Source organism: Zoogloea sp. (genome assembly GCF_028693495.1).
GTDB lineage: Bacteria > Pseudomonadota > Gammaproteobacteria > Burkholderiales > Rhodocyclaceae > Zoogloea.
This window is the reverse complement of sequence record NZ_JAQUVG010000028.1, coordinates 1-19,328: the sequence shown is the minus strand read 5'-3', so window position 1 is coordinate 19,328 and position 19,328 is coordinate 1. Positions and strand designations below refer to the sequence as shown.

Below are 19,328 nucleotides of genomic sequence, written 5' to 3'. Positions count from 1 at the left end.
GCGGGCAGGCTGCATCCTGGCCTGCAGGGGGCGGCGGGGCGATCAAGCCCTCAGGCGGTGCGCAGTTCGTCGTGGAGGGCGATGAATTCCTGGGCGAGTTTGTGTCTGGGGTCCAGGTGGATCATCGGTTTGGCCTGCTCGTGGCTTTCGCGGATCTTGATGGAGCTGGACAGATAGGTCTTGAAGATGGGGAGGCCTTCGTCGATGAGTTCCTGGACGAGCTTCTGGGGCAGGCTGGCCCGGGGCTGGAACTGGTTCACGACGATGCCCTCCACCTCCAGAGCCGGGTTGTGGTCGGCCTGGATCTCCCGCACGTTTTCCAGCAGCGAGTACAGGGCCCGGCGGGAGAAGTCGTCGCAGTCGAAGGGGATCAGGCACAGCCGGGTGGCGATCAGCGCCGATCGGGTAAAGAAATTGAGGGCTGGCGGGGTGTCGATGAAGATTGCGTCGAAGTCGCCGGCCAGTTCGTCCAAGGCGTCCCGCAGCTTGAAGATCTTGTAGCGGGATTCCAGCTTGCCCTGCAGGTCCTCCAGGTCAGGGTGGGAGGGCAGGATGGACAGGTTGGCGAAGGGGGTCGGCCGGATGAACTCGACGGTCTTCCTGGGATTGAACTTGAAGCTCAGGGTCTGCTCGAAGTAGCCCGCCAGGGTTTCGCTGGCATCGTCGGCGGCGTCGCCGAGCAGGTAGTGGGAGGAGTTGCCCTGGGGGTCCAGGTCCACAACCAGCGTCCGCAAGCCTTTTTGGGCGCTGATCGCGGCCAGGTTGCAGGTGATGGTGGATTTGCCCACGCCGCCCTTCTGGTTGAACACCACGCGTCGCATTGAATTTTTCCCCTGGGTTGGATGTGCGGTCGGTCTGCGCGGGATTGTGCCATGGCTTGGCCCCGGTTCCGTCATTACCGAAGGTGCGTAATTGGCATAGGTCGGGTAAACTCTTATTTAAATAGCACGAAGTTTTCATCGATTTCTGCCGTCGATGAAGCGCCAGCGGTCCTGCAGGGTCGAGTCCTGCCAGCCTGGTTGCCCTGAAAAGTTTGTTCTGATGGATGTTTGACCGCATTTAACGCAGGTTTTGGCCACGATCGTTGTTGATCCGGCCGCTTTCGGTGTTTCCGATCGTGGCCCGGCGACGGTCTGCCGTTTTCATAGAAGAGAGAACATGGACAAGGATTTCATTGCCGCCGCCCTCGAATACCACCGCGCTCCGACCCGGGGCAAGATTTCGGTGGTCCCGACCAAGGGCCTGACCAACCAGCGCGACCTGGCGCTGGCCTACTCTCCGGGCGTGGCTGCTGCCTGTGACGCCATCGTGGCGAATCCTGCTGACGCTCAGGAGTACACCTCCCGGGGCAATCTGGTGGCCGTGGTGACCAACGGTACAGCGGTGCTCGGTCTGGGCAACATCGGCCCGCTGGCGTCCAAGCCGGTGATGGAAGGCAAGGGCTGCCTGTTCAAGAAGTTCGCCAATATTGATGTCTTCGATATTGAACTGGCAGAGAACGATCCGGACAAGCTGATCGACATCATTGCCGCTCTCGAGCCGACCCTGGGGGGCGTCAACCTCGAAGACATCAAGGCACCCGAGTGCTTCTACATCGAACAGAAGCTCCGCGAACGGATGAATATCCCGGTCTTCCACGATGATCAGCACGGTACCGCGATCATTTCCGCCGCTGCCATGCTCAATGGCCTGAAGGTGGTGGGCAAGAAGATCGAGGAGGTGAAGGTGGTGGTGTCCGGCGCCGGCGCCGCAGCCATCGCGTGTCTGGATCTCTGGTGCGGCCTGGGCATCCGTCGCGAAAACATCTTCGTGTGCGACTCCAAGGGGGTGATCTGGGTCGGACGCGACGAGAAGATGGAGGCCAACAAGGCCCGCTACGCCCAGAAGACCGAGTTCCGCAGCCTGGCGGATGCGCTGGTCGGCGCCGACATCTTCCTGGGCCTGTCCACGGCGGGCGTGCTCAAGCCCGAGATGGTCAAGACCATGGGTGACAAGCCCATGATCTTCGCCCTGGCCAATCCGATGCCGGAAATCTTTCCCGAACTGGCCAAGGAAGTGCGCCCGGACGCGATCATCGCCACCGGCCGTTCCGATTACCCGAATCAGGTCAATAACGTCCTGTGCTTCCCCTTCATCTTCCGTGGCGCGCTGGATGCCGGCGCCACCAAGATCAACGAAGAGATGAAGCTGGCCTGCGTGAAGGCCATCGCCGAGCTGGCCGAGGCCGAACAGTCCGACGTGGTGGCGCAGGCTTACGGTGGTGCCGACCTGACCTTCGGCCCCAACTACCTGATCCCCAAGCCCTTCGATCCGCGCCTGATCGTCAAGATCGCTCCCGCCGTGGCCCAGGCCGCCATTGATTCCGGTGTGGCGACCCGCAAGATCGACATGGAGGCCTACGTCCAGAGCCTCAACGAGTTCGTGTACCAGTCCGGCATCATCATGAAGCCGGTGTTCACCCTGGCGAAGGCCGTTCCTGACGACAAGAAGCGCGTGCTCTACGCCGAGGGCGAGAGCGAGCGCGTGCTGCGCGCCGTGCGTGCGGTGGTGGACGAGAGCCTGGCCCGCCCGATCCTGATCGGCCGTCCTGCGGTGATCGACATGCGGATCGAGAAGTTCGGCCTGAATCTGGTGGCAGGCCGGGATTTTGATGTGGTTAATGTGGAGTCCGACGCCCGTTACCGGGAGTTGTGCCAGGAGTATTACCACCTGATGGGCCGGGATGGTGTGACCCCGGATTCCGCCCGGGAGGCCCTGCGTGCCGACAACACCCTGATCGGCTGCATGCTGCTCCGCCGGGGGGATGCGGACGCCCTGGTGTGTGGCACCACCGGGACTTACGACCAGCACTTCGATCACGTCCAGAGCCTGATTGGTCTGAAGCCGGGCGCCGGCCTGTTTGCGGCCATGAACATCCTGCTGCTGCCAAACCGGGTCCTGGCGATTACCGATACCTACGTCAATGAGACCCCGAGCGCCGAAGAGACCGCGGAGATCGCGATGATGGCGGCGGATGAGCTGAAGCGTTTTGGTATCGAGCCCAAGGCTGCGTTGCTGTCCCATTCCAACTTCGGTAGCGCCCGCAGCGCCTCGTCCCGCAAGATGCGGGCGGCCCGCGACATCCTGCGCCTGAAGGCTCCGGATCTGCAGTGTGACGGTGAAATGCACGGTGATGCGGCGCTTTCCCCGGAGATCCGTGATCGCCTGCACCCGGAGTCCACCCTGCACGGCGAAGCCAACCTGCTGGTGATGCCGAACCTCGACGCGGCCAACATCGCCTTCAACCTGCTCAAGGTGGCCAACGGTGATGGCGTTTCGGTGGGCCCGATCCTCCTCGGCAGTGCCCGCGCGGTGCACATCCTGACCCCGTCGGCCTCCGTGCGCCGTCTGGTCAACATCACTGCCCTGGCGGTGGTGGATGCTGCCGAGCAGCGCCGCGAGCAGTCCGTCTGAGAAGGGCTTGAGTCCGTCCGCCGGCCTGGTGCTGGCGGACGCTGCTGCGGTGTCCGAGCGGCCCGGCAGGTTTCCCTGCCGGGCCGTTGTTGCGATTGGCGATCCGGACCGGGAGGCCCCTACGGTACAATCGGGTCCGTTTGATCCCACGCAAGGAGCACGTGATGTCCCGTCTGATCCGTTTTGCACGTACTGGTGGTCCGGAAGTCCTGGAATGGGTGGAGGCGGATCTGCCGCCGGCGGCGGCGGGAGAGGCTCGGGTGCGACATCATGCTGTCGGGCTCAACTACATCGACACCTATCACCGCTCCGGTCTGTATCCGGTGCCCCTGCCTTCGGGGATCGGCATGGAGGCCGCGGGTGTCGTGGAGGCGGTGGGCGAGGGGGTGACCGAGGTGGCCGTGGGGGACCGGGTGGCTTATGCGGGAGGACCCCTGGGGGCCTATGCCGAAGTCCGCAACATTCCTGCGGATCGCCTGCTGGTGCTGCCGGAGAGTCTTTCCTTCGAGCAGGGTGCCGCCATGATGCTGCAGGGGCTGACGGCCCAGTACCTGCTGCGCCGGACCTACCGGGTTCAGCCGGGGGATACCATCCTGATCCATGCCGCTGCGGGAGGGGTGGGCCTGATGGTCTGCCAGTGGGCCAAGGCCCTGGGCGCAACCGTCATCGGTACGGTGGGCTCGGACGAAAAGGCGGCGCTGGCCCGTCAAAATGGCTGCGACCACCCGATTGTCTACACCCGGGAAAAGGTGTCCGAGCGGGTCCGCGAGATCACCGGCGGCGCGGGCGTGCCAGTGGTGTATGACTCCATCGGCAGGGATACCTTCATGGACTCCCTGGCCTGCCTGCGGCCCCTGGGCATGATGGTGACCTTTGGCAACGCCTCCGGGCCGGTGGCGCCTGTCGATCCCGGGCTGCTGGGCCGGATGGGGTCGTTGTTCCTGACCCGGCCGAGCTTGTTTGCTTACGCCGCCCGTCGGGAAGATCTGGTGGCGATGGCCAATGACCTGTTTGCCGTGGTGGAGGCCGGGCAGGTCCGGGTGGCCGTCCATCAGCGTTTTCCCTTGCAGGAGGCCGCCGCAGCCCACCGGGCGCTGGAGGCGCGGCAGACCACGGGCTCCACGATCCTGGTTCCCTGAGATGTCACTGAACATGAAAGCGGATTTCCTGCGCCTTGTCCTGATCACCCTGCTGCTGGGGGCTGCGGCGCCGACGCTGGCCCAGAGCCCGCCACCGGCCAGGCCGCCGGCTGTGCTGACCCCCGTGCAGGCGGCATTCCTGCAGGCGGAGGCCCGCCGCATCGAGGATGCCTTCGTGCAAAAGGTGATGGGCATTTCGGGGGCCAGCCGCAGCCAGGTCGTCCGGGCGATTCCCGCCAAGGGACGCCTGACCGACCGCCTGTCCCGCATTTACAGCTCCCTGGAGCGGGATCTTGGAGCGCCTCTGGCGGATGAGCAGAAGGCCATGATTTTTGTGGCCGAGGGCGAACGCAAGCAGGCCCTCAAGGAACTGCCCGCCCTCGCTGCGACCAAGTGAGGCGGGCGGGCGGGCTGAGCCCGGCCCGCTCACGGGGCCGTGCGTTCCGCCTGTCGGGTGGGTTCAGAAAAGCTCGAGCTCGCTGGTGGGTTTGTCGCGGAGGGCCAGGCGGCCGGAGGCGAGGAGGGCTTCGTGATGGCAGATCTGGTTGCGGCCCTGCTCCTTGGCCACGTAGAGGGCTTCGTCGGCACGGCCGACGATTTCGGGAATGCTGTCGGTGATGCGCAGCTGGGTATAGCCGATGCTGATGGTCACCTGGCCAACCTGGGGGAAAGGGTAGGTTTCCACCTTGGCGCGCAGGCGCTCCAGGGCGCGGCTTACTTCTGCTTCGCTCGTGGCGCGCAGGATGATCACGAACTCTTCCCCGCCAAAACGGAATAGCCGGTCCTGGTGGCGGAACGCGTCGCGCATGATGCGGGCCAGCAGGAGCAGGACTTCATCGCCATAGAGGTGGCCGAAGTGGTCATTGATGCGTTTGAAGTGATCCACATCCACCACCGCGAGCCAGTAATGCCGCAGCTCGTCGTCCTGGCGGCGCTCCGGCTCCTGATCCGGTCGGATGTCCGCTGCGGCTTCGGCTTTTCTGCCGTTCAGGCCGGACAGGATCTTGCTCAGGTTTTCATCGAAAGTCTTGCGATTGAGCATCCCGGTGAGGGTGTCCCGTTCGCTGTAGTCCAGCAGGCTCAGATAGTTGCGGTAGAGGCCCAGAAAGCCTTCGGCGGTGCCCAGCTCCTCGTCGTTGAGCGGCTGGCTGCAGATGACCTCCAGGATGCCGAGAACCCGGTGATCCACGCCGATGGGGAAGCAGTGGATGTGATGACCGGTGACCGGATCCTGGCGCCGGATGATGTGGGACTCTTCCACGCAGGCCCGCATTTCGGGGCGGCTGGTCAGGGGCCAGGCGGCTTCGGTTTCGTCAAATTCGGACTTGATGTAGCGGATGCCGTCCTGGCCTACGTGGGTGACCCGGGTGATGTAGATGCTGTCCTGGTGCTCGCTGGTCTTGTACAGGTTCACCTCCCGGGCCTTGACCAGCTCGAACAGGGCGGACGCGACCCCAAGCTCCAGCAAGGTGCGGTCCCGGTGCTGGGTGATCGATTCGACATGCTTGAGGACGTGGATCATGATGTCCGGCTTGAGCGAGGTAGCCGGGCAGTGTAGCGGAGATCGGGGCGGCTGGTGAGGCTCGGAAAAATGATTTCGCATCCGCTGTTGCGGCCCTCCGGCGCAGGCTGGGGATCTTCGGCCGGGGCGTATAATCAGGTCTTCTTTTTGTCGAGTCCGCTGGCTGCCTTGAATTACGACACGTTCATCAATCTGTTGTTTTCCCGGGTGCGGCGCGCGGACGTGACCCTGGCCCTGGTGGTGGCCAACAGCCTGGTTTTCCTGGGGCTGGCGGCGCTTGCAGGCAGTCTGATGCAGATCCCGTCGGACGTGCTGATCCGCCTGGGGGGAAATTTCGCCCCCGCGGTCCAGTCCGGGGAGCGCTGGCGCCTGGTGACGGCCCTGTTCCTGCATGGCGGACTTCTCCACGTGGGACTCAACATGCTGGCCCTGTATCAGGCCGGGCAGGTGGTGGAGCGGCTGTTCGGGCGGGTGGGCTTTGCGGTGCTGTACCTGGTTGCGGGGCTGCTCGCCAGTCTTGCCAGCCTGTGGTGGCGGCAGGGGCCGGTGAGTGTGGGGGCTTCCGGGGCCGTGTTCGGAGTCTATGGGGCCCTCTTGACCTATCTGCTGCACCAGCGGGGTTCGGTGCCGGCAGAGGTGTTCCGGGAGATGCGCTCGGGTACCGTAGCCTTTCTCGGCTATTCCCTGTTTGCCGGGTTTTCGATTGCGGGCATCGATAATGCAGCCCACCTGGGCGGACTGCTGGCGGGGGCCATCCTCGGGCTGGCTTTCGCCCGCCCCCTGGTGGAGACGCCTCCGGTCGCCTGGGGCAGCCCCCGGGCGCTGGGAGGGCTCCTGCTGTGCGGCTTGATCGGCTATGCCCTGTGGCAGCAGACGCCTCCGGTGGCGCAGGCCCTGGAACGGGGGTCGGCGTATCAGCAGGCCCTCCAGCACTTTGCCCTTGAAGATCAGGAGCTGCAGCGGGAGCAGCTGGCCTTGCTGGCTGCGGTGCAGTCCCGGCAGGTCAGTGAGGCCGCGGCGCTGGATACCCTGGAGGACGAGCTCATCCCCCGCTGGGAGCGGCAGATCGCCCTGCTGTCCGGGGAGCGGGCGCCCGGGGAGAGCGACTGGCAGCGAACCGAGCTGATCCACTACGCGTCGGCCCGCCGGGATGCGTCCCAGGCGCTGGTGCAGGCCTTGCAGAGTCGTCAGGAAATCTGGCTGGAGCGGGCCCGGACCCTGCAGCTCAAGGCCGACAACATCCTGCTCCAGATGCGGCTGCGCCAGTCGATGGCGCCTGGCGGGCGTTGAAGGGAGGGTGAGCGGGCCATGAATCTTGTTCAGGATCTTCTGCTGATTGCCCTGCTGGTGGCGGCTTCGGCGTTTTTTTCACTCACCGAGATTTCGGTCGCGGCGTCCCGCCGGGCGCGCCTGACGGTGCTGGCCGATGCAGGCAATGGGGCGGCGACCCGAGTGCTGGCCCTGCAGGCCAAGCCAGGGCCATTTTTCACCCTGGTGCAGATCGGTCTGAATGCGGTGGCGATCCTGGGGGGCATCGTGGGCGAGGGGGCCTTTTCGCCCCTGCTGACCGAGCTGCTGCGGCCGGTGCTGCCGGCGGAGTATCTGAACCCGGCGGCCTTTACCCTTTCCTTTACCCTGGTGACCTCCCTTTTCATCCTGTTCGCCGATCTGATTCCCAAGCGTCTGGGCATGGCGGATCCGGAGCGCATGGCGATGATCATGGCGGGCCCCATGGCGGCCCTGGTGCGCTGGCCAAGGCCCTTGCTGTGGCTTTACAACGCCGCCGCCGATCTGGTGTTCCGGGTGCTGGGCCTGCCCACCGCCCGCAATGAGACGGTGACGCCGGACGAGATCATCGCGGTGGTGGAAGCGGGTGCCGAGGCCGGCGTGCTGGCGGAGCAGGAACATGCGCTCATCGAGAATGTGTTCGATCTGGAGGATCGTACGGCGCCCTCGGCGATGACCGTGCGGGATAACGTGATCTTCTTTACCCTTCAGGAGAGTGAGGAGAGCATCCGCATGAAGATCGCCAGCCGACCCTGCCGGCGCTTTCCGGTGTGTGACGGGGGCATTGACCAGGTGGTGGGGTATGTGGATGCCAAGGATCTGCTCAACCGGGTGCTTGCCGGCCAGCCCCTGTCGATGGGGGGGGATGCGCCCATCCAGCCCCTGCTGGCCCTGCCCGACACGCTGAACCTGTCCGAGGTACTGGAGCACTTGCGGGAGGCCCGCGAAGACTTTGCAGCCATTGTCAATGAGTATGCGCTGGTAGTGGGGGTGATCACCCTCAACGACATCTTCCGGACCCTGGTGGGAGAAGATGTGCAGCAGGTCCAGGAGGAGCAGATCCTGCGCCGGGACGACAAGAGCTGGCTGGTGGATGGTGCCACCGCGGCAGCCGACCTGATGCGCGTGCTGGAGATCGACGATCCCAACCGGGAACATTACGAAACCATCGCCGGTTTCATGATGTACCACCTGCGCAAGATCCCCCGCCGCACGGATCGGGTGGCGTTCGGCGGCTATCGTTTCGAGGTGCTGGATGTGGATAGCCACCGGGTCGATCAAGTGCTGGTCGTCAGGAGTGATGCGGCCCTCACCTAGGACGGCGGGGTATCCGCCCAGGGCCTGCGGAGCCGCCCGCGTAGGATCAAGACCGCCTGCAACTGCGCAACCTGCTGCTGGCCGGAGCAGCCTCGGCACCGGCGGCACCCGCCGATGCCAGCTACTTCGAAGGCCTGCGTGATCGGGTGCGCAAGGCCGGCAAGCCCGCCACCCGGCAACGGGTTCGCCTCCCTACGCGCACGAACTCAACTTGCCCGGGCTGCGCGCCTGGCTGCTGACGCGCTCCCCGTACATCGTCTTCTACGTCGAGCGTCCCGATCACATCGACGTCTGGCGCGTACTGCATGGCCAGCGCGACATCCCGGCGTGGATGCAGGAGTGCGAGGCCGTGTGACGGTCGGCCATGCCGGTGGCCAGCATCAGTTGGAGCTTGGTCGCGCCTTGCGGGCGGCGCAGCGCCATCGCCAGCGAGGCGAGCTTGGTGCCAGGGCGCACAGGGATGCCCTCCAGAAGCTGGAGGTCACCGGTGGCGTCCATCGGCATGGCGGGCGACGCTACGCAGCAGCAGGCTTTGGACCGGGGAGAGTTTGAGCAGGGCCTCCATCGTGGCCTCCCTTACTTGGCCTGGCCGTCGAAGATCGCCAGCAAGTCATCCAGCGCCTGATTCACCCGTCCGAGGTCACCGACGTGGCCCCAGTGGATGGCCTCGGGGTCGTGGCCGAAGTGGTCGTTAGCCAGTTCCTGCAGCTGGACCCACTTGATGTGGATGGCGGCGACGCGGGCGAGATAGGCATCGATAGCGGTGGTCTTGGTGTTCGTTGAGGGGCGCCTCGGTTGGTGGATGACGCCACCATTCAGGCGCTGAACGATCAAGAAGCCAAGTGAATACACTGCCTATAGTTGTGTCACATTGATATACTTTAGATCGATGAGTAAACCACTAGGTAACTTGCGATGAAGCGCTGTGTTGTGGGTGTCCGTCGTGCCGATGCGTCGGCAGCGGAAGGCCGGGGGCAGTACGCCCCGACCGTTTGGTTTCCGTCCATGGCCACCATGGCGGCTGTACTGTCGGAAGACAACCGGGCCATGCTGCGCCTGATTCACGAGCGCAAGCCCAAGTCGCTGACCGAATTGGCGGAACTGACGGGGCGGCAAGTGCCCAATCTGTCGCGCACGCTGCGCATGATGGAAGGCTACGGGCTGGTTGCCATTGAAAAGAACGCCCGCGAAACCCAGCCCATTGCGCTGGCCACCGAATTTCTGGTGGTGCTGGATTGAACCCGGCACGGCCCAACGAACAACAAGGGGGAGCTTTTGTCTGCCATTGATACCCTGATCGCCCAAATCAGCGATCCCCGCCTGCGCGAGCGCCTCACTGCCGAGTGGGACAACGCCAAGAAAGAAAAGAAATTTGGCCTGGTGTTCGAAGACCACCTGCCCGAGTTGTTGCCGCTCTACGGTGCCAAGCCGCACAAGGGCGATCTGGTGTGTCGCCGTCAGGGTGCGCTGAAAGATGTGTGGCAAATCAAGTCCATCCATGCGGGCGTAGCCACCTGCGTCAAGCCCAGTAATGAAACGCATCCCAGCGAACCCACCCGCGCTGCGGCAGAGCCGGTGCAGTTCATGGTGGATGAACTGCTGGTGGTGCGGGAATTTGGCGAGCCGATTTTCCCCGCGCTGGTGCCGGTGGATGCCGTGGCCAATGGCCCAGCCGATGCGCCCTGGCACACGCTGATCGAGGCGGATAACTACCACGCGCTACAGCTGCTGGATTACCTGTATGCCGGGCAGGTGGATTGCATCTACATCGACCCGCCCTACAACACCGGCGCGCGGGACTGGAAATACAACAACGACTACGTGGACGGTAACGATGGCTGGCGGCACAGCAAGTGGCTGGCCTTTATGGAAAAGCGGCTGAAGCTGGCCAAGCGGTTGCTTAAGCCTGACAACTCAGTGCTCGTCATTACTATTGATGAAAAGGAATACATTCACCTCGGCATGCTTCTTGAGGAGATGTTTCCAGATGCACGGATGCAGATGGTTACCATCGTTATCAATGCACCAGGGCAGACTCGAAAGCAGCAACTTGCCCGAGTTGAGGAATACGCGTACTTCTTGTTTTTCGGTGCTGCCGAACCCCCACTTGTTGCCGATGACTTGCTGAATGACAAGCCATCTCACAATCCAAGCACCGTCCGCTGGGAGTCGCTGCTGCGGAGCGGTACAAATTCTCGCCGAGTAGATCGGCCCGCACTTTTTTACCCTGTTTTCATCAAGCCTGCCTCTCGTGAACTTATCGCAGTAGGGGATTCGAAGCCGCTTGGAACCCCGCGCTCAGCTTGGGATATACCAAACGGATCAGTTGCGGTTTGGCCTCTCAAGAGCGATGGGACCGAAGGAAACTGGCGGGCATCGCCAGAATATCTTCGGCAGTTGTTCCGGAAGGGCTTTGTACGGCTAGGCGAATACCGGGCCGATGAAGGTCGGGGAACGGTTTGGTACCTCGGGAAAGCCGCCATTCAAAAGATTGAAGCTGGAGAAATTCTGGTCACTGGCCGCGATTCGCAAGGTGCCGTAATCGTTGTTCCTAATCCCGAGCTTGCATTTGGTCGGAAAACAGTTGCAAAAACTGTATGGAATAGGCCCTCGCACCACGCAGGTTGGCATGGAACCAACCTCGTTGGCGCCATGCTTCCTGGCAAGACCTTCCCATTCCCGAAATCACTGTATTCGGTTGCTGACACATTACGCCTTACGGTTGGCAGCAAACCAGATGGAATAGTTATCGATTTCTTCGCTGGCAGTGGCACCACGCTGAATGCCGTCAACCTGCTCAACGCCACCGATGGCGGGTCACGCCGCTGCATCCTGGTCACCAATAACGAAGTCTCGGCCGAGGAGGCTGCGGCACTGGGCGCCCGCGGTCTGCAACCCGGCGATACAGAGTGGGAGGCCCAAGGCATCTGCCGTTCGGTGACCTGGCCGCGCAGCAAATACACCATCCTCGGCCAGCGCGACGATGGTTCGGTGCTGACCGGCGAATACCTGACCGGCAAAACCGTGGAGCGCGCAAAAGCGCGCAGCTTTACGCAGATCGGTTTTGTCGATCCGGCGCAACTCGATACGCCGACCAAGAAGAAGCAGGTGGTGGCGCTGATCGATGGCCTGCCGCAGACGCTGGTGAAAGATCCGTGCCGCTTCATCGTGTCGGAGGACCACAAGGCCACTGTGCTGTTTGACCCGGCGGCCGCGGAGGATTGGCTGGAGGCGCTGGATGGACAAGAGCACATCACCGACTTCTACATCGTCACGCCCACCAAGCGCGTGTTTGACCAGTTGAAAGCGCAGGTGGTGGAACTGCTCGGGTCGATCCTGGTGCCGGAGGAAGAAAAGCGCCCGATGAGCGCGGGCTTTGCTGCCAACCTGGCTTATTTCAAGTTGGATTTTCTGGAGAAGGAACGGGTGTCGCTACGCCGTGCCTTCCGCGAGATCCTGCCGCTGCTGTGGCTCAAGGCAGGGGCTGTGGGGCCGCGGCCCGAGTTGAAGCGTGGCGAGCCGGAGCCGGTGCTGTTTGCGCCGGAGGGTAGCAATTTTGTGGTGCTGCTGGATGAAACCCGCATGGGCCGCCTGTTGAAATCGCTGGAGGTCCGCACCGGTTTGTCGCAGGTGTTCATCGTCACTGATGCGGACGAATCCTTCAAAACCATGGCGCAGGACGTGCGCGAGGTGGCGGGCAAGGCCAACCCCGGCTTGGCGGTGGTGCAGTTGTACCGCGATTACCTGCTCAATTTCATGATCAACAAGAATCAGGACCGCGCTGCCGGTCACACCGACACACAGGGAGCGCGGGCATGAAGGTTACGCTGTTCGATTTTCAGAAAGACGCGCTGGGCAAACTGCGCGATGCCTTGGTGAGCGCCCGCAAGAGCGTGTCGCCGGATAACCAGCAAGTAGTCGCCTTCTCGGCTGCCACGGGCAGCGGCAAGACGATCATGATGACGGCGCTGTTCGAGGCCATATTGGACGAGCCTGACGATCAACTGGCTTGGCCGCTGGATTGGGCGCAGCAACCGGATGCCGTGATCCTGTGGGTGTCGGACATGCCCGAGCTTAACGAGCAGACCAAGCTCAAGATCGAAAGCAAGTCGGACAAGGTGTACCGGGTCAACCAGCTCATCACCATCGATGCGCATTTTGACGCGCCCCGGCTGGGTGGTGGGCGCATCTATTTCATCAACACACAGAAGCTGGCCATCAATCAGCCGCTGACCAACCGTGGCGACGGACGGCAGCATCTGATCTGGGAGACGCTGACCAACACCGCGTGCGCTATTCCCGACCGCTTTTATGTGGTGATCGACGAGGCGCACCGCGGCATGACTTCGGGCAAGGGTGCGCAGGCTGCGCAGACCTTGATGCAGCGCTTCTTGTTGGGTTACCCCGAGGTTGGCCTGGTCAAGATGCCGATGGTGATTGGGGTGTCGGCCACGCCCAAGCGATTCCTGGATTTGATTGCGAATGCCGAGCACACCGTGACCACGCACAAGGTGGCCGTGCCGGCGGAGGAGGTGCGCAAGTCTGGCCTGCTGAAAGACCGCATCCTGATTCATCACCCTGAAGCCACCACCACGGCTGAGATGGCGCTTTTGGAAGAAGCGGCACGGCGCTGGGGGCAGATGACTTCAGCATGGGGCGCGTACTGCCATGACGAAAAAGAGCACACCATCTGGCCTGTGTTGGTGGTTCAGGTTGAGAACGGTTCGGACCGGCAACTGACCAAGACTGACCTCGGGGCAGCGCTGACGGTGATCGAGAGTGCCATTGGCCGTCGCTTGAACGAAGGCGAAGTGGCCCACGCGATGCATGACACGGGTGACCTGGATGTGGGCGGCCGCCGGGTTCGCAAGGTGGAAGCCTCGCGCATCGATGCCGACAAAAACATCGGTGTGGTGTTTTTCAAGACCAGCCTGTCCACCGGTTGGGATTGCCCGCGCGCCGAAGTGATGATGTCGTTCCGCCGTGCGGAAGATCACACCTACATTGCCCAGTTGCTGGGCCGGATGGTGCGCACACCGCTGGCACGCCGTATCGAAAAAGATGCTGCACTCAACGATGTGCATCTGTTTTTACCGTACTTCGATACGGGTGCCGTGGAAAGCGTGGTGGCCTCGCTGCACAACGCCGAAGATGTGCCGCCTGCCGAAACGGGCTCTAGCCGCAACTTGGTGGTACTCAAGCGGCGCGAGGGCTGCGAGTCCATCTTTGCGGCACTCGACGAATTGATCACCTACCGCGTGAATGCCGCTCGGGCACAAAGCCCACTGCGCCGGTATATGGCCATCTCGCGCAGTCTGACCATCGATGAGATTGATGACGACTCCTGGGGCCACGCCAAGCAGCAGATTGTTGAGTGGATGGGGCAGCGGATCGCCGCGATCAAGGCGGCAGACCAGTTCGATGCTGCGGCCAAAGCGATCACGCAGGTTGGCCTGCGGACCTTGGCTGTCAACAACGGCACGGGTGTGGCAGAGCCAACGGCGGACTATCACATCGATGCCTCGGATGTGGACATTGATCGGCTGTTTGAAGAAGCTGGACGCGCCTTCAGTCATGGCCTGCAAATGGAGTATTGGCGTGCTCACGCCGATCGCGATGCGTTGGAAGTCAAGGTCGAGGCCATCGTCCTGGCACGCAACGCGGCAGAAATGGCAGTGCTGGAATCGTTGGCAGAAACCGCCTTCGATGGTCTTTACGACCAGCACAAGAAGGCCATCTACAAACTCAAGGAGCAGCGGCGCACCAACTACGAGAAGTTGCGGCTGGCTACGGCCAAGCCCAACGAGGTGCCATGGCAATTGCCTGCATCCATCGACTTCAAACGACTGCCGACCGATCCCCTCTGGGAGCGCCATCTGTATGTGGAAGGCAATGGCCAGTTCCGCGCCGAGCTGGGCAGTTGGGAGGCTGGGGTATTGAAGGAAGAACTGGCCAAGCCTGAAGTGGTCGGCTGGTTGCGCAATCTGGATCGCAAGCCGTGGTCACTCGAAATTCCGTATGAAACGGGTGGTGACGTGCGTCCGATGTTTCCGGATCTGGTCGTGGTGCGCAAAAGCGGTAGCGAATACGCCATCGATATTCTGGAGCCCCACGACCCTAGTTTGAGTGACAACTTTGAGAAGGCCGTCGGGCTGGCAAAGTTTGCGGAAAAGCACGGCGGGTTATTCGGGCGCATCCAACTGATCCGCAAGCAATCTTCGGCTGGTGGCGAGCATTTCGCGCGCCTGGAAATCAACCAGGCGGCCAAGATCAAGAAGCTGCTGCTGATCACCAGCAACCCGCAGCTCGATGAGTTGTTTGCAAGTCCAGCTACGTAATGAGGTCGGGCATGAAATCAGGTAAACCATCCCAGCCGCCCAAGAAATCCGAGGTTTCCCTCGTCCGATCCTCGGCGGCCGAGTACCTGACCTTCGTTGCCGCCAGCGGTCAGGGGGGGTGGAGGCTGTGTACGCGGACGAGAGCATCTGGCTGACCCAGAAGATGATGGGCGTGCTCAGCCTGCCCGCCATCATCGCGGTGGGCTACAAGGTGAATTCCGAGCGCGCGGTCCAGTTCCGCAAATGGGCCACAGGCATCATCGAACAGTTCACCATCAAGGCCTAAGTGATGGATGATGAGCGCATTGAATCCGGCGATGCAGCCGACACGGACAAAGGCTAAAGCCCATGGCAACGAAGAAACCCACCAAAGCCACACCGAGCTGGAGCGATGTCAAAACCAAGCTGGCCGACTTCGACCGTGCCGGTTTGCTGGGGCTGGTGCAAGACCTGTACGCCGCCAGCAAGGACAACAAGGTTTTTCTGCACGCCCGTTTTGGTTTGGGCGATGACCCCCTGGAGCCCTACAAGGATGTGATCATCCGCTGGATCAATCCGCCGGACTTGCGCAACCCGATTTCGGTCAGCAAGGCCAAGAAAGCCATCAGCGATTACAGGAAGGCGCTGGGGCAGCCTGAAGGCTTGGCCGAACTCGCGGTTTTCTACTGCGAGGAGGTGTTCGATTTTCTGGCCGGTTGCGGTATGGACGACGAAGGCTTCTATGACGCGCTGGTGCGAATGTTCGAACAGGCGCTGAAATACGTGCGGGTCTTACCCAAGGCGCAGCAGGCGCCTTTCCTGGCCAGGCTCGACCGGGTGCGCCAGTTGGGGCAGGGCGTGGGCTGGAGCGTGGGCGATGACTTCGATCATTTCTGGTCGGAAGCCGGCTTGCTGAGCGAGGAATGAAGAAGTCCGAGCAGGTCGTGGTGGGCACTTGGGTTCGCCAGGATGCAGAGGCCAAAACGCAGCAGGCCATCCTGCAACATGGCGAAGAACAGCTTGCCCAGGGCAAGGTCAAGCCGGTGGCCGAGGGGGTCAAACGTCTGCCGCGGGCGAAGTGATGTGCTCATGAGCTTATGAAAGCCCGCTTCAATCCGGAGCAGCCCGCGCTGGCGGGATGAATCCGGCCCTACTAGAATCCGGGGATGTCTGAATTCCACTCCCCCCGCTACATCCATCTCCGCCTTCATACTGAATATTCGATCTCTGACGGGATCGTGCAGGTGGATCACGCCATTGCCCGGGCGGCTGCCGATGGCATGCCCGCGCTGGGCATCTCCGATCTGACCAACCTGTTCGGGATGGTCAAGTTCTACAAGGCGGCCCGCAGCAAGGGCATCAAGCCGATCTGCGCCGTGGATGCCTGGATGACCCACGATGCCGACCGGGACAAGCCCAGCCGGGTGCTGCTGGTCTGCAAGAACCGCAAGGGTTACGGCCAGTTGTGCGAGTTGCTCACCCGGGCCTACATGGAGAACAAGTACCGGGGGCGTGCCGAAATGCGCCGGGAATGGCTGACCGCCGAGACGGCCAGTGACCTGCTGTGCCTGTCCGGGGCGAAGGACGGGGATATTGGCCAGGCCCTGGCCAACGGCAACACCCGGATGGCCGAGCAACTGGCGGCGGATTGGGCTGCTCGTTTTCCCGGAGGCTTCTACATCGAGCTCCAGCGGGCGGGGCATCCAGGCACCGAGACCTACATCCGGGAAGCCCTGCAGCTGGCTTCCCGGCTGGATCTGCCGGTGGTGGCCACCCACCCCATCGAGTTCACCCGGCCCGAGGATTTCAAGGCCCACGAGGCCCGGGTGTGCATTGCCCAGGGCTACGTGCTGTCCGACAAACGCCGCCCCAAGGAATTTACCGAGCAGCAGTATTTCAAGACCCAGGCAGAGATGTGCGAGCTCTTCGCCGATATCCCTGAGGCCCTGGAAAACAGCGTCGAGATTGCGCGCCGCTGCTCCCTGACGATCCAGCTGGGCAAGAACTTCCTTCCGCTTTTCCCCACCCCCGATGGGATGACCCTCGATGACTTCCTGATTGCCGAAGCCAAGCGGGGGCTCGAGGCGCGTCTGCAGCAGCTGTATCCCCACCCGGAGGAACGGGAGAGGCAGCGGCAGCGCTATGAGGAGCGCCTCAAGTTCGAGACCGACACCATCGTGCAGATGGGCTTTCCGGGCTACTTCCTGATCGTGGCGGATTTCATCCAGTGGGCCAAGAACAATGGTGTGCCCGTGGGCCCGGGGCGGGGTTCCGGGGCCGGTTCGCTGGTGGCCTATTCCCTCAACATCACCGATCTGGATCCGCTCGAATATGCCCTGCTGTTCGAGCGCTTCCTGAACCCGGAGCGGGTTTCCATGCCCGACTTCGACATCGACTTCTGCCAGGACAACCGCTACCGGGTGATCGAGTACGTGCGCGAGCGCTACGGCAAGGACGCCGTCAGCCAGATTGCCACCTTCGGCACGATGGCCTCGAAGGCCGTGGTGCGCGACGTGGGCCGGGTGCTGGATCTGCCCTACGGCCTGTGCGACCGCCTCTCCAAGCTGATCCCGGTGGTGCAGAACAAGCCCCTGTCCCTCTCCGACGCCCGCGAGCAGGAGCCGCAGATCAACGAGCTGATGAGCGACTCCAGCGACGGCGAGTCGATCCAGGAGCTGTGGAGCCTCGCCGAGCCCCTCGAAGGCCTGACCCGCGGCGTCGGCATGCACGCCGGGGGCGTGCTGATCGCCCCGGGCAAGCTCACCGACTTCTGTCCGCTCTACATCGCCGACGGGGAGGACGCCACCCCGGTGTCCCAGTTCGACAAGGACGACGTGGAGGCGGTGGGCCTCGTCAAGTTCGACTTCCTGGGTCTCCGTAACCTCACCATCATCGAGCTGGCCCTTGAATACGTGGAGCGCCTCACGGGCAGCCGGCCCGACCTGATGAGCCTGGGCTTCGAAGACCAGGCGGCTTACCAGATTCTCCGGGAGGCCAACACCACCGCGATCTTCCAGGTGGAATCGGAGGGCATGAAGAAGCTCCTGAAGAAGCTCGCCCCCGACCGTTTCGAGGACATCATCGCCGTGCTGGCCCTCTACCGGCCCGGCCCGCTGGGCTCGGGGATGGTGGATGACTTCATCCTGCGCAAGAAGGGCCAGCAGGAGATCGACTATTTTCACCCGGATCTGAAAGCCTGCCTGGAGCCCACCTACGGGGTGATCGTGTACCAGGAGCAGGTCATGCAGATCTCCCAGATCATCGGCGGCTATACCCTCGGTGGTGCTGACATGCTGCGCCGGGCGATGGGCAAGAAAAAGCCCGAGGAGATGGCCAAGCACCGGGAAACGATCGCGGCGGGGGCCAGGCAGAAGGGCTACGATCCGGCCCTCGCCGAGCAGCTCTTCGACCTGATGACCAAGTTTGCCGAGTACGGCTTCAACAAGTCGCACACGGCAGCCTACGCGGTGGTCACCTATCACACCGCATGGCTCAAGGCCTATCACTGCGCCGCCTTCATGGCGGCCACCATGTCCTCGGACCTGGACAACACCGACACGATCAAGATCTTCTACGAAGACACGATTGCCAACCGCATCGTGGTGTTGCCGCCGGACGTGAACCAGTCCGACTACCGGTTCGTGCCGACCGACGCCAAGACCATCCGCTACGGCCTCGGTGCCGTGAAGGGGGTGGGCGAGCCGGCGGTGCGGGCCATCCTGGCCGCCCGTGAATCCGGTGGCCCCTTCAAGGATCTCTTCGATTTCTGCTGCCGGGTGGACAAGCGCATGGCCAACCGGCGGGTCATCGAGGCGCTGGTGCGTGCCGGCGCCTTCGATACCCTGGACCCGGTGCAGCCGGCCGACCGTCACAAACTGCTGGCCAGTGTCGGCATTGCCATCGAGGCAGCCGACCAGATTGCGGCCAATGCCCTCCAGGGTGGGCTCTTCGACATTCCCGGCGAGGTGGCGGCGCCGATGGTCGATTACGTCAAGGTCCGCCCCTGGGGCGAACGGGAGAAGCTCAAGGAAGAGAAGCTGGCCATCGGCTTCTTCCTGTCGGGTCATCCCTTCAATGCGTTCCGGGACGAGGTACGGCGTTTCGTCCGTCGGACCCTGGCCCACGTGGAGCCCTCCCGGGATCCCGTCACCATGGCGGGGGTGGTGATGGAGGTGCGGGCCAAGATGACCGCCCGGGGCAAGATCGCCTTCGTGCTGCTGGACGATGGCACCACGCCACGGGAGGTGTCGGTGTTCTCGGAGATCTTCGACAACAATCGCGAACGCATCGTGG

At 62.9% G+C, this 19,328-nt stretch carries 16 protein-coding genes and 1 pseudogene; 13 read left to right on the top strand and 4 right to left on the bottom strand.

Annotated features, from left to right (window positions below; all coding sequences use genetic code 11):
- Nucleotides 1-50: 50 nt before the first annotated feature.
- Nucleotides 51-821, bottom strand: a complete 771-nt coding sequence (locus PHD22_RS06730; RefSeq protein ID WP_299864089.1) for a ParA family protein — start codon at nucleotides 819-821, stop codon at nucleotides 51-53.
- Nucleotides 822-1,158: 337 nt separating this feature from the next.
- Here PHD22_RS06730 and PHD22_RS06725 point away from each other — a divergent pair, with 337 nt between their 5' ends.
- The 3 genes from PHD22_RS06725 to PHD22_RS06715 all read left to right on the top strand — a co-directional run bounded on the left by PHD22_RS06725 (nucleotide 1,159) and on the right by PHD22_RS06715 (nucleotide 4,989).
- On the top strand, nucleotides 1,159-3,453 hold the full coding sequence (locus tag PHD22_RS06725) for an NADP-dependent malic enzyme (protein ID WP_299864086.1): 2,295 nt from the start codon (nucleotides 1,159-1,161) through the stop codon (nucleotides 3,451-3,453).
- A gap of 164 nt (nucleotides 3,454-3,617) precedes the next feature.
- Nucleotides 3,618-4,592, top strand: coding sequence for a quinone oxidoreductase (locus PHD22_RS06720; RefSeq protein ID WP_299864083.1), 975 nt, complete (start codon nucleotides 3,618-3,620; stop codon nucleotides 4,590-4,592).
- A 1-nt stretch (nucleotide 4,593) separates the two neighbouring features.
- A complete protein-coding gene (locus tag PHD22_RS06715) occupies nucleotides 4,594-4,989 on the top strand; it encodes a hypothetical protein (RefSeq protein ID WP_299864080.1) in 396 nt (131 codons plus the stop codon).
- 63 nt (nucleotides 4,990-5,052) lie between these two features.
- Here PHD22_RS06715 and PHD22_RS06710 read toward each other — a convergent pair whose 3' ends face one another.
- The gene (locus tag PHD22_RS06710; protein ID WP_299864077.1) at nucleotides 5,053-6,114 is read right to left on the bottom strand and encodes a GGDEF domain-containing protein; all 1,062 of its coding nucleotides are present in this window, start codon (nucleotides 6,112-6,114) and stop codon (nucleotides 5,053-5,055) included.
- Nucleotides 6,115-6,282: 168 nt separating this feature from the next.
- Between PHD22_RS06710 and PHD22_RS06705 the strand changes: the two genes are divergently transcribed.
- The 3 genes and pseudogenes from PHD22_RS06705 to PHD22_RS06695 all read left to right on the top strand — a co-directional run.
- Nucleotides 6,283-7,404, top strand: a complete 1,122-nt coding sequence (locus tag PHD22_RS06705) for a rhomboid family intramembrane serine protease (RefSeq protein WP_299864074.1) — start codon at nucleotides 6,283-6,285, stop codon at nucleotides 7,402-7,404.
- 18 nt (nucleotides 7,405-7,422) lie between these two features.
- Nucleotides 7,423-8,718 carry a hemolysin family protein gene (locus tag PHD22_RS06700; protein WP_299864071.1) on the top strand — a complete coding sequence of 432 codons (1,296 nt, stop codon included), beginning with the start codon at nucleotides 7,423-7,425 and terminating at the stop codon, nucleotides 8,716-8,718.
- 211 nt (nucleotides 8,719-8,929) lie between these two features.
- Nucleotides 8,930-8,977, top strand: a pseudogene (locus PHD22_RS06695) (hypothetical protein); the annotation flags it as partial.
- 20 nt (nucleotides 8,978-8,997) lie between these two features.
- On the opposite strand, the gene PHD22_RS06690 reads toward PHD22_RS06695, so the two are convergent.
- Nucleotides 8,998-9,222: a hypothetical protein gene (locus tag PHD22_RS06690; protein WP_299864122.1), complete on the bottom strand. Its 225-nt coding sequence runs from the start codon at nucleotides 9,220-9,222 to the stop codon at nucleotides 8,998-9,000.
- Between the two features lie 72 nt (nucleotides 9,223-9,294).
- On the bottom strand, nucleotides 9,295-9,552 hold the full coding sequence (locus PHD22_RS06685; RefSeq protein ID WP_299864069.1) for a hypothetical protein: 258 nt from the start codon (nucleotides 9,550-9,552) through the stop codon (nucleotides 9,295-9,297).
- An 81-nt stretch (nucleotides 9,553-9,633) separates the two neighbouring features.
- Between PHD22_RS06685 and PHD22_RS06680 the strand changes: the two genes are divergently transcribed.
- From PHD22_RS06680 to dnaE, 7 genes are all read left to right on the top strand, one after another.
- Nucleotides 9,634-9,957, top strand: coding sequence for a helix-turn-helix domain-containing protein (locus PHD22_RS06680; protein ID WP_299864066.1), 324 nt, complete (start codon nucleotides 9,634-9,636; stop codon nucleotides 9,955-9,957).
- 36 nt (nucleotides 9,958-9,993) lie between these two features.
- Nucleotides 9,994-12,537 (top strand): DNA methyltransferase, encoded by a 2,544-nt coding sequence (locus PHD22_RS06675; RefSeq protein WP_299864063.1) that lies wholly within the window; start codon nucleotides 9,994-9,996, stop codon nucleotides 12,535-12,537.
- Complete coding sequence (locus PHD22_RS06670; protein ID WP_299864060.1) at nucleotides 12,534-15,056, top strand: DEAD/DEAH box helicase family protein; 2,523 nt, start codon at nucleotides 12,534-12,536, stop codon at nucleotides 15,054-15,056. The genes PHD22_RS06675 and PHD22_RS06670 overlap by 4 nt, the downstream gene beginning before the upstream one ends.
- A gap of 118 nt (nucleotides 15,057-15,174) precedes the next feature.
- The gene (rhuM, locus tag PHD22_RS06665) at nucleotides 15,175-15,342 is read left to right on the top strand and encodes a RhuM family protein (protein WP_299864057.1); all 168 of its coding nucleotides are present in this window, start codon (nucleotides 15,175-15,177) and stop codon (nucleotides 15,340-15,342) included.
- Between the two features lie 62 nt (nucleotides 15,343-15,404).
- On the top strand, nucleotides 15,405-15,962 hold the full coding sequence (locus tag PHD22_RS06660) for a hypothetical protein (protein ID WP_299864054.1): 558 nt from the start codon (nucleotides 15,405-15,407) through the stop codon (nucleotides 15,960-15,962).
- A complete protein-coding gene (locus tag PHD22_RS06655) occupies nucleotides 15,959-16,117 on the top strand; it encodes a hypothetical protein (RefSeq protein WP_299864051.1) in 159 nt (52 codons plus the stop codon). Before PHD22_RS06660 ends, PHD22_RS06655 begins: the two co-directional genes overlap by 4 nt.
- Nucleotides 16,118-16,201: 84 nt before the next feature.
- The coding region (dnaE, locus tag PHD22_RS06650) for a DNA polymerase III subunit alpha (RefSeq protein ID WP_299864048.1) at nucleotides 16,202-19,328 on the top strand (3,127 nt) is incomplete at its 3' end.

What these genes read in the sequence shown, in the direction of transcription:
- PHD22_RS06730 (WP_299864089.1), bottom strand. Translation starts at nt 821, where the DNA reads ATGCGACGCGTGGTGTTCAACCAGAAGGGCGGCGTGGGCAAATCCACC.
- PHD22_RS06725 (WP_299864086.1), top strand. Translation starts at nt 1,159, where the DNA reads ATGGACAAGGATTTCATTGCCGCCGCCCTCGAATACCACCGCGCTCCG.
- PHD22_RS06720 (WP_299864083.1), top strand. Translation starts at nt 3,618, where the DNA reads ATGTCCCGTCTGATCCGTTTTGCACGTACTGGTGGTCCGGAAGTCCTG.
- PHD22_RS06715 (WP_299864080.1), top strand. Translation starts at nt 4,594, where the DNA reads ATGTCACTGAACATGAAAGCGGATTTCCTGCGCCTTGTCCTGATCACC.
- PHD22_RS06710 (WP_299864077.1), bottom strand. Translation starts at nt 6,114, where the DNA reads ATGATCCACGTCCTCAAGCATGTCGAATCGATCACCCAGCACCGGGAC.
- PHD22_RS06700 (WP_299864071.1), top strand. Translation starts at nt 7,423, where the DNA reads ATGAATCTTGTTCAGGATCTTCTGCTGATTGCCCTGCTGGTGGCGGCT.
- PHD22_RS06690 (WP_299864122.1), bottom strand. Translation starts at nt 9,222, where the DNA reads ATGCCGATGGACGCCACCGGTGACCTCCAGCTTCTGGAGGGCATCCCT.
- PHD22_RS06680 (WP_299864066.1), top strand. Translation starts at nt 9,634, where the DNA reads ATGAAGCGCTGTGTTGTGGGTGTCCGTCGTGCCGATGCGTCGGCAGCG.
- PHD22_RS06670 (WP_299864060.1), top strand. Translation starts at nt 12,534, where the DNA reads ATGAAGGTTACGCTGTTCGATTTTCAGAAAGACGCGCTGGGCAAACTG.
- PHD22_RS06660 (WP_299864054.1), top strand. Translation starts at nt 15,405, where the DNA reads ATGGCAACGAAGAAACCCACCAAAGCCACACCGAGCTGGAGCGATGTC.
- PHD22_RS06655 (WP_299864051.1), top strand. Translation starts at nt 15,959, where the DNA reads ATGAAGAAGTCCGAGCAGGTCGTGGTGGGCACTTGGGTTCGCCAGGAT.